The organism is Phytohabitans kaempferiae (assembly GCF_042433955.1).
Taxonomy (GTDB): domain Bacteria; phylum Actinomycetota; class Actinomycetes; order Mycobacteriales; family Micromonosporaceae; genus Phytohabitans; species Phytohabitans kaempferiae.
Window position 1 is genome coordinate 40,084 of sequence record NZ_JBHLUH010000104.1, and the last position, 15,001, is coordinate 55,084.

Sequence of the window (15,001 nt, forward strand, 5' to 3'; positions counted from 1 at the left end):
ATCGGCAGGGATGACGCGTCGCGAAATGAGGTCGAGGGTTGCCCTGCCCACGACCATGTCCGGCTCTGAACCGATAGCAGTATCGATCGAGCGATGTCGCTTGGCAAGCGTGCTTTCCGGCTGTTCCGCTACGCTGCTCGGCTGTACTGCTGGATCTGCCTCTGACCGCGGCCGCAGCCCGCGCCGCGCGGCGGTGACGTTTTGGACGTGTCACTCCTCGGTGTGGCGGCGGTGGCGATCGTGGAGGTGGTAGTGGTGGCCCTCGTGGTCCAACTCGGTCGCGGTGTCCTCCTGGTACGTCGCGCCGCCGCGGGACTCGCTCGTGAGCGGCGCGGCGCCGCCTTCCGGTGGGCCGACGATGGACTGCTCGCCGGCGGCCAGGTGGGGGAACTTCAGGTCGAAGGCGGGGCGCTCGGAGCGGATGCGCGGCATCTTGTCGAAGTTGCGCAGCGGGGGCGGTGACGAGGTGGCCCACTCCAGCGAGTTGCCGTGGCCCCAGGGGTCGTCGACCTCGACCGTCTCGCCGTACCGCAGTGACTTCCAGACGTTGTACATGAAGAACAGCGTGGAGGCGCCGAGCACGAAGGAGCCGATCGTGGAGACGGTGTTGAGCGGCGTGAAACCGTCGCTCTGGTGGTAGTCGGCGTAGCGGCGGGGCATGCCCTCGTTGCCCAGCCAGTGCTGCACCAGGAAGGTGATGTGGAAGCCGACGAACATGGTCCAGAAATGCACTTTGCCCAGGCGCTCGTCGAGCATGCGGCCGGTCATCTTGGGAAACCAGAAATAGACGCCGGCGAAGGCCGCGAAGACGATCGTTCCAAAGAGGACGTAGTGGAAGTGGGCCACGACGAAGTAGCTGTCGGTCGTCTGGAAGTCGAGGGGCGGGCTGGCCAGCAGCACGCCGGAGAGCCCGCCGAGGAGGAAGGTGACCAGGAAGCCGATGGCGAATATCATCGGCGTCTCGAACGTCACCTGCCCCCGCCACATGGTGCCGATCCAGTTGAAGAACTTGACGCCGGTCGGTACGGCGATGATGAACGTGGCCGCGGAGAAGAAGGGCAGCAGCACGAAACCGGTGGCGAACATGTGGTGCGCCCACACGATCATCGAGTACACGAAGATGACGACCGTCGCGGCGACCATGCCCTTGTAGCCGAAGAGCGGCTTGCGGGAGAAGACCGGGATGACCTCGGTGACGATGCCGAAGAACGGCAGCGCGACGATGTAGACCTCCGGATGGCCGAAGAACCAGAAGAGGTGCTGGTAGATGAGCGGCCCGCCGTGCTCGGCGTCGTATACGTGGGTCCCGAGCTTGCGGTCGGCGAGCAGGACCAGCAGGGTCGCCGCGAGGAGCGGGAAGACCGCGACCACCATCAGGCTGGTGACCAGCATGTTCCAGGTGAAGATCGGCATCCGGAACATGGTCATCCCGGGCGCCCGCAGCGTGATGATCGTCGTGATCATGTTGACCGCGCCGAGGATCGTGCCCAGGCCGGAGACGACCAGGCCCACGACCCACATGTCACCGCCGATGCCCGGGCTGTTCTGGGCGTGGCTGAGCGGCGTGTACGCGGTCCAGCCGAAGTCGGCCGACCCGCCCGGCGTGATGAAGCCGCCCAACACGACAAGGCCGCCGAAGAGGTACAGCCAGTAGGCCAGGGCGTTGAGCCGGGGGAACGCCACGTCCGGCGCGCCGACCTGGAGCGGCACCAGGTAGTTGCCGAACGCGAACACCAGCGGCGTCGCGAAGAGCAGCATCATGATGGTGCCGTGCATGGTGAAGAGCTGGTTGTACTGCTCCGGCGAGAGAAACTGGAGCCCCGGCCGGGCCAGCTCACCGCGCATCAGCATCGCCATGATGCCGGCGGCCAGGAAGAAGCCGAACGACGTGGTGAGGTACAGCAGGCCGATCTGCTTGGCGTCCGTGGTGCGGAGCAGCCGCGCCAGCGCGCTGCCCCGCACCGGCCGGTGCACCGGTCCCGGATAACGGGGGACCGTACCCGGCTCTATGCCAACTGCCATCCGAGACCTCCGCGCGCGCAAATCGCCTAGGGCATGAACACCGAACGGACGCAGTCGTCCTGCTTCTCCTTGAACAGCCGGTAGCCGTCGGCCCCGTCGTCCAGGGACATCGCGTGAGTGGCGAGGTGCTCGGTCACCAGCTCGTCGCGTTCCATGCGTTCCAGGAGCATGGGTATGTAGCGCGGGCCGTGCACCTGCGCGCCGCGCAGCGTGAGCCCCTTGTTCATCAGCGCGCCGAGCGGAAACTTGTCGACCATGCCGGCGAAGACGCCGAGCACGAAGACGGTGCCGCCCTTGCGGCAGGCGAGGACCGCCTCGCGTACCGCCGGCGGCCGGTCCTGCTGGAGGCGCAGTTGCTGCTTCACCTGGTCGTACAGGTATTCGGGGCCGGTGCTGTGCCCCTCCATGCCGACCGCCTCGATGCACACGTCGGGGCCCCGCCCGCCGGTGCGTTCGCGCAGCTCCGCCTCGACGCCGGTGCGCGTGTAGTTGATGGTCTCCGCGCCGATGTACCGCTCGGTCATCCGCAGCCGGTAGTCGAAGCGGTCGATCACGATCACGCGTTCCGCGCCGAGCAGCATCGACGCCCGCGCGGCCAGCTGGCCCACCGCGCCGGCGCCCCACACCGCGACCACGTCGCCGGGCTTGACCCCGCCGAGGTCCGCGCCCATCCAGCCGGTCGGCGCCGCGTCGGAGGCGAAGAGCGCGCGCTCGTCGCTCACCCCATCCGGCACGCGGAACGCGCCGACGTCGGCGAACGGCACGCGGATGTACTCGGCGTGGCTGCCCTTGAAGCCGCCCAACGCGTGCGAGTACCCGTAGCAGCCGCCCGGCGCCTGCCCCCACAGCGTCTCGGTGATCGCCGGGTTGGTGTTGCCGTTGTCGCAGGACGAGTAGAGGTCGTTGGCGCAGTACCAGCATCGGCCGCAGGCGATGAACGACGAGACCACGACGCGGTCGCCGATGGTGTGGTTGCGCACGTCCATGCCGGTCTCCACGACCTCGCCCATGAACTCGTGGCCGAGCACGTCGCCGGCCCGCATGAACGGGATGTATCCGCCGAGCAGGTGCAGGTCGGAGCCGCAAGTGACGCTCCGCCGCACCTTGACGATCATGTCCTGCCGGTTTTCGATCCGCGGGTCGGGCACCTCGCGCGCCGCGACCTGGTTGACGCCCTCCCAGGTCAGCGCCCGCACGCCAGCGCCTCCCGGTTCGCTCGCTCGCTCACTGGGCCTCCTGGTTCGCTCGCTCGCGCGGCGCTGAAGGCGACGTCTTCCCTCGCGGCCCCGAAAGACCACCCCACGAAAACGCTCCGCTGCGCTCCACGTTTACGCGGGGACCCCGGACCCCGACTTCGTCGGCGGGACCGCTCAGTCCAGACGCCGCCGCGCCAGCTCGCTCGCTCACAGCCGCCCCTCTTCGCGGCCGTGGCTGGTGGCGTACTCGATCGGGCGGTTGAGAACCGTGCGCCGGCTGGAGGGCCGCGGGTCCGGCTTGAGCACCTCGCCGGTCTCGATGATGCTGCGGGCCTCGCGCAGCGCCCGGCGGACCGCGTGCCGTGGGTCCTGGTCGCTGAGCGTGGCGGCCATCGACGAGAGGCCGGACGGTTCGCCCTCGCGGAGCCGTACGGCGATCTCGGTGCCCCGCTTGCCCGCCGCCGGCCGCAACCGGATCTCCACGGCGTCGCCCAGCTCGACCAGCGGCTGGGGCAACTGCGCCGCGCGCATCTCGTCCAGTGGCTTGTAGACGGTCAGTACGTGCCAGCGCACCTCGTCCTCGACCCGCCGTTCCCGGCTTCGGGCCGCCAGCACGCTGCCGACCACGGCCGCGCTCGCCGCGCCGACGGCGCCCATGAAGGCGCCTCTGAGCAGGCTCATCCCGATTCACCCCCGACCCTGCGTGATACCCCCTTCGCGGTGAGCAAACGTCGGGCACGGGGATTTGTGCGGAGCCGCGCGTGCCCACCTGACCCTCCGCGGGTCAGGTGACGTGAACGGCGCCGCCCATCGCCTGGCGGAGCCGGTCCTGCAACTCGTGGTCGATGGTCGTCTCGTCCGGGTCACCGCCGCCACCGGGCTCGAAGACCAGCGCGTCCAGGTACGGGTCACGGTCCGCGCTGTCGCGGCTCTCGATCGCGGTGTGGCCGCGGCGCCGGGCGGCCTCCACGTCCAGCCCGCGCGTCACCACGTCGTGGGCCAGGTTGAGCGCGAGGATGTTTCCCTCCTCGTCCTCGCAGTGCGACGACAGCTCGCCGCGCGTGCGGTCGTACACCACGCTGCCACTGAACGCGGCCAGCGCCCCGATCCGCTCCAGCGGAACCCTGTGCGCCACGACGTGCTCCACCACGTCGACGTGCGAGTGGGGGAAGCGGTGCGGCACCATCGCGCGGGAAACCACGACCCGCTTCCACGGCGTCCGGTCGTGCCAGATGAGCGTGTTCTCGCTCGCCTCGTCCGGGGGTCCGTACTTCTGGTCCGCGGCCCGCGCCGCGGCTGTCGCGGCCGTCGGCCAGCCCTCGGTCAGCTCCGGCTTCACGCGTGCCTCCTCGCCGGGCCGCGGGCCACCGTCGGTGCCTTGTGCCGCGCGACCGGCCGGTCCGCGTCCGCCGTACCCGCGCCGGCGTCAGCCAGCTCGAACGCGAACCCGCTCGTGTACGGCTGGGCGATGCCCATCATGTGACCGGCGACCATCTCGGTGTACTCGCGGCGCGCCTCCTCCACGCCGACCCGCCCCCGGATCAGGTCGTGGGCGAGGTTGAGGGCGAGGAAGTTGATCGGCTCCACGTCGCAGCCGATCGCGACCTCGCCGCGAGTGCGCTCGACCCGGATGCTGCCGTTGAAGGCGGCCAGGTCGGCGGTGGCCTCCGCCGGCACCGAGAGGTCGATCCAGCCCTCGATGCGGTCGTTGTGCGGCTGGGGGAAGCGGTGCTCGACGGGGTCTCGGTTGACCACCACGCGCTTCCAGGGCAGGGCGCGGTTCCACACCAGGCGGCTGGGCATCGCCTCGTCCGGCGGCCCGTACCGCTCGGCGGTCCGGGCCGCGGCCTCGCGCGCCTCCGGTGGCCAGTCGCCGACCACGCGCTCCAACGTGTCAGTCAAGACGTCTCGCCTCCTTCGGGTCGCCTCCTTCGGGTCTCGGAACCGGGTACCCGGCGGATCGCCGGGCATTCACGCTCCACCGGACCGGTTTCCCGCGCCCCAATCACCTCCGCCGGACGATCCGGCCTCACCCGTACCTCGCCGAAGGTCGTGACATCTGATCGAACGCCGGCCGCCCGGGCCGCCTTGAGATCGAAGGACGCCCGACCATGGCCAAGGCAGTGGGGATCGACCTCGGCACGACCAACTCCGTGATCGCCACGCTGGACGGCGGCCAGGCGCAGGTGGTACCGAACGCCGAGGGCTCGCGCACCACTCCCTCGGCGGTCGGGTTCACCGAGGAGGGCGAGCGGCTGGTCGGGCAGTCGGCCCGGCGCCAGGCGATCCTGAATCCCCAGGGGACGGTCTACTCGGCGAAGCGCTTCGTCGGGCGCCGCTCGGCGGAGGTGAGCCAGGAGGCGCGGGCGGTCACCTTCGACGTGGCGCCCGGTACGGACGGCGCGGCCCGCCTCCGTGTGCGGGGCCGGCTCCATCCGCCCGAGGAGATCAGCGCGATGATCCTGCGCAAGCTGGCCGACGACGCGGGCAGGTTCCTGGGCGAGAGGGTCGACCAGGCGGTCATCACCGTGCCGGCGTACTTCAACGACGCGCAGCGCACCGCGACGAGGGACGCGGGCCGGATCGCCGGCCTGGAGGTGCTGCGGATCATCAACGAGCCGACCGCGGCCGCGCTGGCGTACGGCCTGGACAAGCGCCAGCACGAGACGGTGCTCGTCTTCGACCTCGGCGGCGGCACGTTCGACGTGAGCATCCTGGACGTCGGCGAGGGCGTCGTGGAGGTACGGGCCACCGCCGGCGACACGCACCTGGGCGGCGACGACTTCGACCGCCGGCTGGTCGACCACCTGGCCGGGGAGTTCCTGCGTGAGGAGGGCATCGACCCGCGTGACGACCCGCAGGCGCTGCAACGGCTCTTCGAGGCGGCGGAGAAGGCCAAGGTCGAGCTGAGCGCGGTCGACCAGACGCAGGTGAGCCTGCCGTTCGTCGCCGCCGGCGCCGGCGGGCCCAAGCACCTGAACGCGACGGTGACCCGCTCGACGTTCGAGCAGATCACCGCGGACCTCGTCGAGCGGTGCCAGAGCCCGGTGCGGCAGGCGATGTCGGACGCCAGGATCACCGACCGCGACCTGGACGAGGTGCTCCTGGTCGGCGGCTCGACCCGGATGCCCGCGGTGCGGGACCTGGTCCGGCGGCTGACCGGCAAGGAGCCGAACATGACGGTGAACCCGGACGAGGTGGTCGCGATGGGCGCGGCGGTCCAGGCGGCCGTGCTCACCGGCCAGGGCCCGGACGTGCTGCTGCTCGACGTGATCCCGCTGTCACTGGGGCTGGAGACGCTGGGCGGCGTGATGATCCGGACCGTCGACCGGAACACGACCATCCCGCTGCGGCGCGCCGAGGTCTTCTCCACCGCCGACGACAACCAGTGCGCCGTCGACGTGGTGGTGCTCCAGGGCGAGCGGGAACGCGCGGCGGACAACCGCGTGCTGGGCCGCTTCCGGCTGGAGGACATCCGGCCGGCGCCGCGCGGCGAGCCGCAAATCGAGGTCACGTTCGACGTCGACGCCAACGGCATCCTCAACCTCTCGACGCGGGACGGGGAGACCGGCGTCCGGCAGACCATCACGATCACCGGCACCGGCAACCTGGACCGGTCCGACGTGGAACGGATGATCGCCGAGGCGGAGTGGTACCGAGAGGAGCGCGGCGGACGTGCACGACGCCCACTTCACGCCGAGCTGAGCGGCCCGTGACCGAGCAGCCGAACGACAACCGCGCGGTCCCCGTCGACTCCGGATCCACCGTGGACGCACCGCCGGTCGGGGAGTCCGTCGTGGAGACCGATCGGAGCGTCGCCGAGCTGGAGGACCGCTGGCGGCGCGCCCTCGCCGACCTCGACAACATGCGCAAGCGGCACGCCCGCGAGACCGAGCGGGAACGGCTGGCCGAGCGGGGCCGCGTGGCCCTGGCGTGGCTGCCCGTGCTGGACAACCTGGAGCTGGCGCTGGACCACGCGCTGCGGGACCTCAGCCACGACACCGGGAGCCTCACCCAGGGGCTGCTCGCCGTACGGGACCAGGGCATCGACGTGCTCGCCGCACTCGGGTACCGGCGGCACGACGAGACCGGCGTCCCGTTCGACCCGGAGCGGCACGAGGCGATCGTCGCCCGGGGGGACGACCACGTACCGCCCGGAACCGTGCTGGAGGTGCTCCGCCCCGGGTACGGCGACGGGGCCCGGCAGCTCCGGCCCGCGGCCGTGGTGGTCGCCGCCGAGCCGTCCACCGAACCGCCGGAGTAGCGGCTCGATGCCACCGGACCACTACGAGCCGCGAACGACGCTGTGGAGGGGCGGACGACCGTGGACGTCAACCGGCTGACCGAGAAGTCCCAGGCGGCGCTGCGGGACGCCCAGACTGCGGCGCTGCGCCAGGGACACACCGAAGTGGACGGTGAGCACCTGCTGCTCGCCCTGCTCGACCAGGCGGACGGCCTCGCACCCCGGCTGCTGGAAGGAGCCGGCGCGGACGCCGCGGCCATCCGGCGGGACTCCGTGGCCGAGCTGGGCCGGCGGCCACGGACGGGCCGACCGGCCGCCGAGCCCGGAGAGGCTTTCATCACCCAGCGGCTCAACCGGGTCCTGGAGGCCGCCGAGCGGGAGGCGAAGCGGCTCCGGGACGAGTACGTCTCGGTCGAGCACCTGCTGCTCGCGCTCGCCGACGAGGGCTCGGCGACCGCCGCCGGCCGGATACTGCGCGACCAGAGCGCGACCCGGGAGCGACTGCTCTCCGCGCTCACCTCGGTCCGGGGGAGCCATCGGGTCACCTCGACGACGCCCGAGGGCACGTACGACGCGCTCGAGAGGTACGGCCGCGACCTCGTCGCCGACGCCCGCGCGGGGCGGCTCGACCCGGTCATCGGGCGGGACGCGGAGATCCGGCGCGTGGTGCAGATCCTCTCCCGCAAGTCCAAGAACAACCCGGTGCTCGTCGGTGACCCCGGCGTCGGCAAGACCGCGGTCGTGGAAGGGCTGGCGCAGCGGATCGTGCACGGCGACGTACCCGAAGGGCTGCGCGACAAGGTCGTGTTCGCCCTCGACATGGGGGCGCTGGTGGCCGGCGCGAGGTACCGCGGCGAGTTCGAGGAACGGCTGCGCGCGGTGCTCAGCGAGGTACGCGCCGGCGACGGGCGGATCCTGCTCTTCGTCGACGAGCTGCACACGGTGGTCGGCGCCGGCGCGGGGGAGGGCGCGATCGACGCCGGCAACCTGCTCAAGCCCGTGCTGGCCCGCGGCGAGCTGCACATGATCGGCGCCACCACGCTCCAGGAGTACCGGCAGCGCGTGGAGAAGGACGCCGCGCTCGCCCGGCGGTTCCAGACGGTGCTCGTCGACGAGCCGAGCGTGCCGGACACGATCTCGATCCTGCGCGGGCTGCGGGAGCGGCTGGAGGTCTTCCACGGCGTGAAGGTCCAGGACGCCGCGCTGGTCGCCGCGGCGACGCTGAGCCACCGGTACATCGCCGACCGGTTCCTGCCGGACAAGGCGATCGACCTCGTGGACGAGGCGTGCGCGCGGCTGCGTACCGAGATCGACTCGATGCCCGCCGAGCTGGACGAGGTGACCCGCCGCGTGACCCGGCTGGAGATCGAGGACGCGGCGCTCGCCAAGGAGACCGACCCGGCCAGCGGCGCCCGCCTCGACCAGCTCCGCCGCGAGCTGGCCGACCTGCGCGCCGAGGCGGACGCCAAGCGGGCGCAGTGGGAGAGCGAGCGGCGGGCGATCCGCCGGATACAGGGCCTGCGCGGCGAGGTCGAGCGGGTACGGCACGAGGCCGAGGAGGCGGAGCGGGCACACGACCTCAACCGCGCCGCCGAGCTGTGCCACGGCCGGCTGCCCGAGCTGGAACGCCGGCTCGGCGCCGAGGAGGATCAGCTCGCCGCCAAGCAGGGGGACCGGCGGCTGCTGCGCGAAGTGGTCACCGAGGACGAGATCGCGGAGATAGTGGCGGCCTGGACCGGCATCCCCGTACGCCGCCTGCGCGAGGGGGAGCGGGAGAAGCTGCTCCGCCTCGACCAGATCCTTCAGGAGCGCGTGGTCGGCCAGGACGAGGCGGTGCGCCTGGTCGCCGACGCGATCATCCGGGCCCGCTCGGGCATCAAGGACCCGCGCCGCCCGGTCGGGTCGTTCGTCTTCCTCGGCCCCACCGGCGTCGGGAAGACCGAGCTGGCCAGGGCGCTGGCCGCCGCGCTCTTCGACACCGAGGAGAACATGGTGCGGCTGGACATGAGCGAGTACCAGGAGCGGCAGACGGTCAGCCGGCTGGTCGGCGCGCCGCCTGGCTACGCCGGGTACGAGGAGGGCGGCCAGCTCACCGAGGCGGTGCGGCGCAGGCCGTACGCGGTCGTGCTCTTCGACGAGATCGAGAAGGCGCACGCGGACGTCTTCAGCATGCTGCTCCAGGTGCTCGACGACGGGCGGATCACCGACTCGCAGGGGCGTACGGTCGACTTCCGCAACACCGTGATCATCATGACCTCGAACATCGGGGCGGTGCACATGCTCGGCGACGGCACCGAGCTCGACGAGGGCGCCCGGGACCGCGTGCTCGCCGAGCTGCGCGGGCACTTCCGGCCCGAGTTCCTCAACCGGGTCGACGACATCGTGCTCTTCCAGCGGCTCGCGCTGGCGCAGATCGAACGGATCGTCGACCTCCAGTTCGACGAGCTGCGCCAGCGGCTGGCGGAGCGGCGCCTCGGCGTCGAGCTGACCGAGCCGGCCCGGCGGCTGATCGCGGAGCACGGCTTCGACCCGGTGTACGGTGCCCGCCCGCTGCGCCGCTACATCGCCCGTGAGATCGAGACCCGGGTCGGCCGGGCGCTGCTCGCCGGCGACCTGCCGGACGGCGCGACGATCCGGGTCGACGCCCGGGAGGGGCTGCCGGTGGTGGAGTTCGCGCCCGCCGGAGCCACCGCCAGAGCCGCGGTCTGACCCGGCCGGAGACCGGGCCGCCGGTACCGCCGCCGTCAGGTGCCCGGGCCGTCGATGGGGAAGGCGGCCGTCACCGTGGTGCCCTTGGGACCCGTGTCGACGACCAGGTCCGGGCAGAGCCGCCGGGCGATCCACAGCCCGCGCCCGCCGAGCGCGGTCGGCTCCGGCCGGCGCGTGCCGGCGGTGGGGTCGGGCAGGCCCGGCCCGTGGTCGACGACCTGGCAGCGGAGCAGCGGCCCGTCGCGCCAGAGCAGCAGCCGCCCCCAGCCCCCGCCGTGGCGGATCGCGTTGGTGGCCAGCTCCCCGCCGACGATCAGCAGCCGCTCGACCTGCTCCGGCGAGGCGCCCAGGTGGTCACCGTGCGCGGCCAGGGCGGCGCGCAACGCGTACAGCCCGTCCTCGTCGAACCGGTGGTCCACCGCGACCACCTCCGGAACCACGATCCGCGCAGGCCTCGCCCGCTCCCGGGCGGGCCGGCCAGCGCTGGTCATCGCCCGCTACTACCCCGAGCCGCGACATGTCACGCCTGCCGCGTGTGCGATCCGGATTCCCTCGGTGGTGCCGGTACGGCGCCGGATGTGAAAGGGTGGGGGCTGGAGGTCTGGTCATGACACGCTTGACGACCACCATCCGCGTCGGCGGCCCCCAGGTCCGGCTGGGCCTGGTCGGCGAGATCGACCTGTCCAGCGTCGACGTGCTCCTGCGGGCGCAGGGCGAGGCGTTGGCCATGGCGGCGTCCAGAGGGCTCCGGGGCATCGTCGTCGACGTCGACCGGGTGACGTTCCTCGACTCGACGGGGATCGGTGCGCTGGTCGGCGGCTTCCGTCAGGCGGCAGCGGCCGATCTGAGCTTCCGGCTGGAAAACCCGCGCGGCGTTGTCGCCCGCGTGCTCGACGTGGCCGGCGTGCTGACCACGCTCGCGCCCGAGCGCCGGGCCGCCTGAGTGCCCGCTCGCCCGGCCGCGCCGAGGCACCGCACATCGCCCGGCGCCCGGTGCCGGGCAGGCGCGGTCAGCTCGGCCGGCCGTACGTCTCCAGCAGGCGCAGCCAGACCTCGTTGATGGTCGGGTAGGCCGGCACCGCGTGCCACAGCCGGTCGAGCGGGACCTGTCCGACGACCGCGATCGTGGCGGCCTGGAGCAGCTCGCTCACGTCCGGGCCGACGAAGGTCACGCCGAGCACCACCTCGCGGTCCTCGTCGACGACCATGCGCGCGGTGCCCTTGTAGCCGTCGGCGTGGACGCTCGCCCCGGCGACGTTTCCGATCTCGTAGTCGACCGCGCGGACCCGGTAGCCGGCGTCGGTGGCCGCCTTGAGCGTGAGGCCGACCGACGCCACCTCCGGATCGGTGAACGTCACCTGCGGCACCGCCTCGTGGTCGGCGGTCGCCGCGTGCGTGCCCCACGGCTGGTCGGAGACCGGCGCGCCCTTCGCCCGCGCGGCGATCACGTCGCCGGCCGCCCGCGCCTGGTACTTGCCCTGGTGCGTGAGGAGCGCGCGGTGATTCACGTCGCCGGTCGCGTACAGCCAGTCGAAGCCCTCGACCCGCATCGTGTCGTCGGTGGCAAGCCAGTCGCCCGGCGTCAGGCCGACCGCTTCGAGGCCGATGTCCCGGGTACGCGGCACGCGGCCGGTCGCGACCAGCACCTCACGGGCGGTGACGGTGTGGCCGTCGCCGGTCTCCACGGTCACGCAGTCGCCGGTGCGGCGGACCCGGGTCGTCTCGGTGTGCGGGAGCACGGTCACGCCCAGCTCGCGGAGCGCGGCGGCGACCTGCTCGCCGGCGAACGGCTCCATGCTGGCGAGCAGCCCGCCCCGGGAGATCAGCGTTACGGTGGTGCCGAGGGCGGCGTACGCGGTGGCCATCTCGGTCGCGACCACGCCGCCGCCGATGATGGCGAGGCTCTCCGGCGCCGCCTTCGCGCTCGTCGCCTCGCGGCTGGTCCACGGCCTGGCCTCGCGCAGCCCGTCGATGTCGGGGATGAGCGGCTCGGAGCCGGTGGCGACGGTCACCGCGTGGCGGGCCCGCAGCACGGCCTCGCCGCCGTCCGCCTTCGCGACGGTGACCTCCTTCTCCCCGGTCAGCCGGCCGTGGCCGCGCAGGACCGAGATGCCCGCGCCCTCGGCCCACTCGACCTGGCTGTCGTCGTTCCAGTTGTGCGTGAACGAGTCGCGGCGCGCGAGCACGGCGGCCACGTCGAGGTCGCCGGTGACCGCCTCCTTCGCACCGTCGACCTGCCGGGCGCCGCGCAGCGCCTGGGCGGGGCGAAGCAGGGCCTTGGACGGCATGCAGGCCCAGTACGAGCACTCGCCGCCGACGAGCTCGTGCTCGACCAGCACGGCGGTCAGTCCGCCCCGCACCGCGCGGTCGGCCACGTTTTCGCCGACCGCGCCGGCGCCCAGCACGATGAGGTCGTATTCGGTCGCTTGCATCGGGGGCATCTCTTCTCGGTCGCGGGGTCTTCTCGGTCGTGGGTCTTCTCGGTCGAGGGGTATCCGGCTGGCCTGTGCGGCGGTCTCCACACTATGCCGGCGAGCGGCCGGCCGCCGGCATCCGCGCCCTCGGAAGGGATAGGGCCGATGTCCACAAGCGACGGGCGCCGGGTACGCCGACCGGCCCGGCGCGCATGCTTCCCGGCGCGGTTGGGAAAGGATGGTGGGCATGTCCTACGTGAGCACCGCCGGGGAGTTCACCCGCGACCAGCGCTACATCGCCAGCCGGATCACCGCCGACGGGGAGGACGGCTATCCGGTGGAGGCGGGGCGCTACCGCCTCGTCGCCAGCCGCGCCTGCCCCTGGGCTGGCCGGGCGGTCATCGTGCGCCGCCTGCTCGGGCTGGAGCCGGTGCTGTCGATGGGCGTCGCCGGGCCGACGCACGACGCGCGGAGCTGGACCTTCGACCTCGACCCCGGCGGGCGTGACCCGGTGCTCGGCATCGAGCGGCTCCAGGAGGCGTACTTCGCCCGCTTCCCCGACTACGACCGGGGCATCACCGTGCCGGCCATCGTCGACGTGCGCACCGGGCAGGTGGTGACCAACGACTACGCGCAGATGACGCTCGACCTGTCGACCGAGTGGCGGGCGTACCACCGGCCCGGCGCGCCCGACCTCTACCCCGAAGCGGCGCGTGCCGAGATCGACCAGGTCAACAAGGTGGTCTTCGCCGACGTCAACAACGGCGTGTACCAGTGTGGCTTCGCCGGCGGCCAGGAGGCGTACGAGGAGGCGTACCGGCGGCTCTTCGCCCGGCTCGACTGGCTCTCCGACCGCCTGGCCAGGCGGCGCTACCTCGTCGGCGACACGATCACCGAGGCGGACGTGCGGCTCTTCACGACGCTGGTGCGCTTCGACGCGGTGTACCACGGCCACTTCAAGTGCAACCGCCAGAAGCTGACCGAGATGCCGGTGCTCTGGGCGTACGCGCGAGACCTCTTCCAGACGCCCGGCTTCGGGGACACCGTCGACTTCGTCGACATCAAGCGCCACTACTACGAGGTGCACCGCGACATCAACCCGACCGGCATCGTGCCCGCCGGCCCCGACCTGTCCGGCTGGCTCGCCCCGCACGGCCGCGAGGAGCTGGGCGGTCGCCCGTACGGCGCCGGCTGCGAGCCCGGCCCGCTCAGCGAGGCGGAGACCGTGCCGGCGGAGCACACGCCGCTGGCCTGACGGGGGAGGAGCTGACCGGCCGATAGGCTGAGGCGATGGGCGATCTTGTCGACAGAGGTGTCTCCTATCTGGTGGACGCGGTCGCACCGGAGTCGGTCCGCGACGACCTGCGGGTCATCCGTGAGGAGCTGCGCTGCACCGCGGTCATGGTGATCGGCTCGGATACACGGCGGTTGCTCGACGCGGTCGGGCACGCCCTCGAAGCCGGGCTGGACGTGTACGTGCGGCCGCACCCCGCCGGTGCCCGCCCGCGGCAGTTCGTGGAGCACTTCCGGGAGGTGGCGGCCGGCGCCGAGCGGGCACGGCGACAGCATCCGGATCGCGTGACCCTGCTCCTCGGGAGCGAGTTGTCGCTCACCTCACGCGTGGCCGTGCCCGTGGGCTCCGAGTTTCTGCGGCTCAAGGCGATCCTGCGCCTGAGAGCGGTGCTCCGGCGGCGGATCGACCGCCGGGTCAACGCACTGCTGGCCGAGCTGCTTTCGGTGGCCCGCCGCGAGTTCGCCGGGCCGGTCACGTACGCCGCGGCCTACTGGGAGCGGGTCGACTGGTCCGCCATGGACGTGGTGGGAGTCAACCTCTACCGCATGGGCGACGACCCGGACGCCTACGCCCGCCATGTGCGCTCGCTCGTCCACACCTCGGCCAAGCCGGTCGTGATCACGGAGTTCGGCTGCGGGGCACACGTCGGGGCGGATCGTCGCGGGCCCGGCTCGTTCTTCATCGTCAACTGGTTCACCGTGCCGCCACAGGTGCGGCCGGGGCACGTGCGCGACGAGTCCGTACAGGCGAGCTACCTGACTGAGCTGATCGACCTCTACACCGAGGCGGGCGTGCACGGCTGCTTCGTGTTCACCTTCCGCATGCCCGACTTCCCGCACGATCCCGATCCGCGGCGTGACCTGGACATGGCCGGCTTCGCCTTGGTGAAGCCCTCTTCCGAGGCGCCCGAGGGGTGGGCCCGCAAGGAGGCGTTCGCGGCGGTCGCCGAGCGATACTCCCGACCGCTCGCGCCGTGACCGCGCCGGCCCGCGCCGTGGGAGACACGGGCCGGGCGGTCGTCGCGGTCAGGCGCCGGGGATGCGCCCCACGCCCGCGCCGCCGGTGACTAGACGAGTGATGCGGGGAGTTATCGGCTGGTTCAGTGGTCGAAGGCGATCAGGCT

At 72.2% G+C, this 15,001-nt stretch carries 13 protein-coding genes; 6 read left to right on the forward strand and 7 right to left on the reverse strand.

The genetic code is table 11. The features are described from left to right. Positions 1-210: 210 nt before the first annotated feature. The 5 genes from ctaD to ACFFIA_RS42020 all read right to left on the reverse strand — a co-directional run bounded on the left by ctaD (position 211) and on the right by ACFFIA_RS42020 (position 5,120). Positions 211-2,022 carry an aa3-type cytochrome oxidase subunit I gene (gene ctaD / locus ACFFIA_RS42000; protein WP_377262730.1) on the reverse strand — a complete coding sequence of 604 codons (1,812 nt, stop codon included), beginning with the start codon at positions 2,020-2,022 and terminating at the stop codon, positions 211-213. A 26-nt stretch (positions 2,023-2,048) separates the two neighbouring features. Continuing rightward, positions 2,049-3,218, reverse strand: a complete 1,170-nt coding sequence (locus ACFFIA_RS42005; RefSeq protein WP_377262733.1) for a zinc-dependent alcohol dehydrogenase — start codon at positions 3,216-3,218, stop codon at positions 2,049-2,051. A gap of 207 nt (positions 3,219-3,425) precedes the next feature. Next, positions 3,426-3,899 (reverse strand): hypothetical protein, encoded by a 474-nt coding sequence (locus ACFFIA_RS42010; RefSeq protein ID WP_377262736.1) that lies wholly within the window; start codon positions 3,897-3,899, stop codon positions 3,426-3,428. 103 nt (positions 3,900-4,002) lie between these two features. Next, positions 4,003-4,557: a hypothetical protein gene (locus ACFFIA_RS42015; protein WP_377262739.1), complete on the reverse strand. Its 555-nt coding sequence runs from the start codon at positions 4,555-4,557 to the stop codon at positions 4,003-4,005. Then, positions 4,554-5,120 carry a hypothetical protein gene (locus ACFFIA_RS42020; RefSeq protein ID WP_377262742.1) on the reverse strand — a complete coding sequence of 189 codons (567 nt, stop codon included), beginning with the start codon at positions 5,118-5,120 and terminating at the stop codon, positions 4,554-4,556. The genes ACFFIA_RS42015 and ACFFIA_RS42020 overlap by 4 nt, the downstream gene beginning before the upstream one ends. Before the next feature lie 209 nt (positions 5,121-5,329). Between ACFFIA_RS42020 and dnaK the strand changes: the two genes are divergently transcribed. The 3 genes from dnaK to clpB are packed head-to-tail and all read left to right on the forward strand — an operon-like array spanning position 5,330 to position 10,170. After that, positions 5,330-6,934, forward strand: coding sequence for a molecular chaperone DnaK (dnaK, locus tag ACFFIA_RS42025; RefSeq protein ID WP_377262745.1), 1,605 nt, complete (start codon positions 5,330-5,332; stop codon positions 6,932-6,934). Next, a complete protein-coding gene (locus tag ACFFIA_RS42030) occupies positions 6,931-7,482 on the forward strand; it encodes a nucleotide exchange factor GrpE (protein WP_377262748.1) in 552 nt (183 codons plus the stop codon). The genes dnaK and ACFFIA_RS42030 overlap by 4 nt, the downstream gene beginning before the upstream one ends. A 60-nt stretch (positions 7,483-7,542) precedes the next feature. Next, positions 7,543-10,170 (forward strand): ATP-dependent chaperone ClpB, encoded by a 2,628-nt coding sequence (gene clpB, locus ACFFIA_RS42035; protein ID WP_377262751.1) that lies wholly within the window; start codon positions 7,543-7,545, stop codon positions 10,168-10,170. 35 nt (positions 10,171-10,205) lie between these two features. Here the strand turns inward: clpB and ACFFIA_RS42040 are convergent, their stop codons facing one another. Continuing rightward, positions 10,206-10,661, reverse strand: coding sequence for an ATP-binding protein (locus ACFFIA_RS42040; RefSeq protein WP_377262755.1), 456 nt, complete (start codon positions 10,659-10,661; stop codon positions 10,206-10,208). A 116-nt stretch (positions 10,662-10,777) separates the two neighbouring features. Here ACFFIA_RS42040 and ACFFIA_RS42045 point away from each other — a divergent pair, with 116 nt between their 5' ends. After that, positions 10,778-11,113: an STAS domain-containing protein gene (locus tag ACFFIA_RS42045; RefSeq protein WP_377262758.1), complete on the forward strand. Its 336-nt coding sequence runs from the start codon at positions 10,778-10,780 to the stop codon at positions 11,111-11,113. Between the two features lie 67 nt (positions 11,114-11,180). Here ACFFIA_RS42045 and ACFFIA_RS42050 read toward each other — a convergent pair whose 3' ends face one another. Then, entirely contained in the window at positions 11,181-12,602 is a 1,422-nt protein-coding gene (locus tag ACFFIA_RS42050) for a dihydrolipoyl dehydrogenase family protein (RefSeq protein WP_377262761.1), read from the reverse strand. Between the two features lie 229 nt (positions 12,603-12,831). Between ACFFIA_RS42050 and ACFFIA_RS42055 the strand changes: the two genes are divergently transcribed. Continuing rightward, on the forward strand, positions 12,832-13,839 hold the full coding sequence (locus tag ACFFIA_RS42055; protein ID WP_377262764.1) for a glutathione S-transferase family protein: 1,008 nt from the start codon (positions 12,832-12,834) through the stop codon (positions 13,837-13,839). A 35-nt stretch (positions 13,840-13,874) separates the two neighbouring features. Next, entirely contained in the window at positions 13,875-14,855 is a 981-nt protein-coding gene (locus ACFFIA_RS42060; protein WP_377262767.1) for a glycoside hydrolase family 113 protein, read from the forward strand. Positions 14,856-15,001: the final 146 nt, after the last annotated feature.

What these genes read in the sequence shown, in the direction of transcription:
- ctaD (WP_377262730.1), bottom strand. Translation starts at nt 2,022, where the DNA reads ATGGCAGTTGGCATAGAGCCGGGTACGGTCCCCCGTTATCCGGGACCG.
- ACFFIA_RS42010 (WP_377262736.1), bottom strand. Translation starts at nt 3,899, where the DNA reads ATGAGCCTGCTCAGAGGCGCCTTCATGGGCGCCGTCGGCGCGGCGAGC.
- dnaK (WP_377262745.1), top strand. Translation starts at nt 5,330, where the DNA reads ATGGCCAAGGCAGTGGGGATCGACCTCGGCACGACCAACTCCGTGATC.
- ACFFIA_RS42040 (WP_377262755.1), bottom strand. Translation starts at nt 10,661, where the DNA reads ATGACCAGCGCTGGCCGGCCCGCCCGGGAGCGGGCGAGGCCTGCGCGG.
- ACFFIA_RS42045 (WP_377262758.1), top strand. Translation starts at nt 10,778, where the DNA reads ATGACACGCTTGACGACCACCATCCGCGTCGGCGGCCCCCAGGTCCGG.
- ACFFIA_RS42050 (WP_377262761.1), bottom strand. Translation starts at nt 12,602, where the DNA reads ATGCAAGCGACCGAATACGACCTCATCGTGCTGGGCGCCGGCGCGGTC.
- ACFFIA_RS42055 (WP_377262764.1), top strand. Translation starts at nt 12,832, where the DNA reads ATGTCCTACGTGAGCACCGCCGGGGAGTTCACCCGCGACCAGCGCTAC.
- ACFFIA_RS42060 (WP_377262767.1), top strand. Translation starts at nt 13,875, where the DNA reads ATGGGCGATCTTGTCGACAGAGGTGTCTCCTATCTGGTGGACGCGGTC.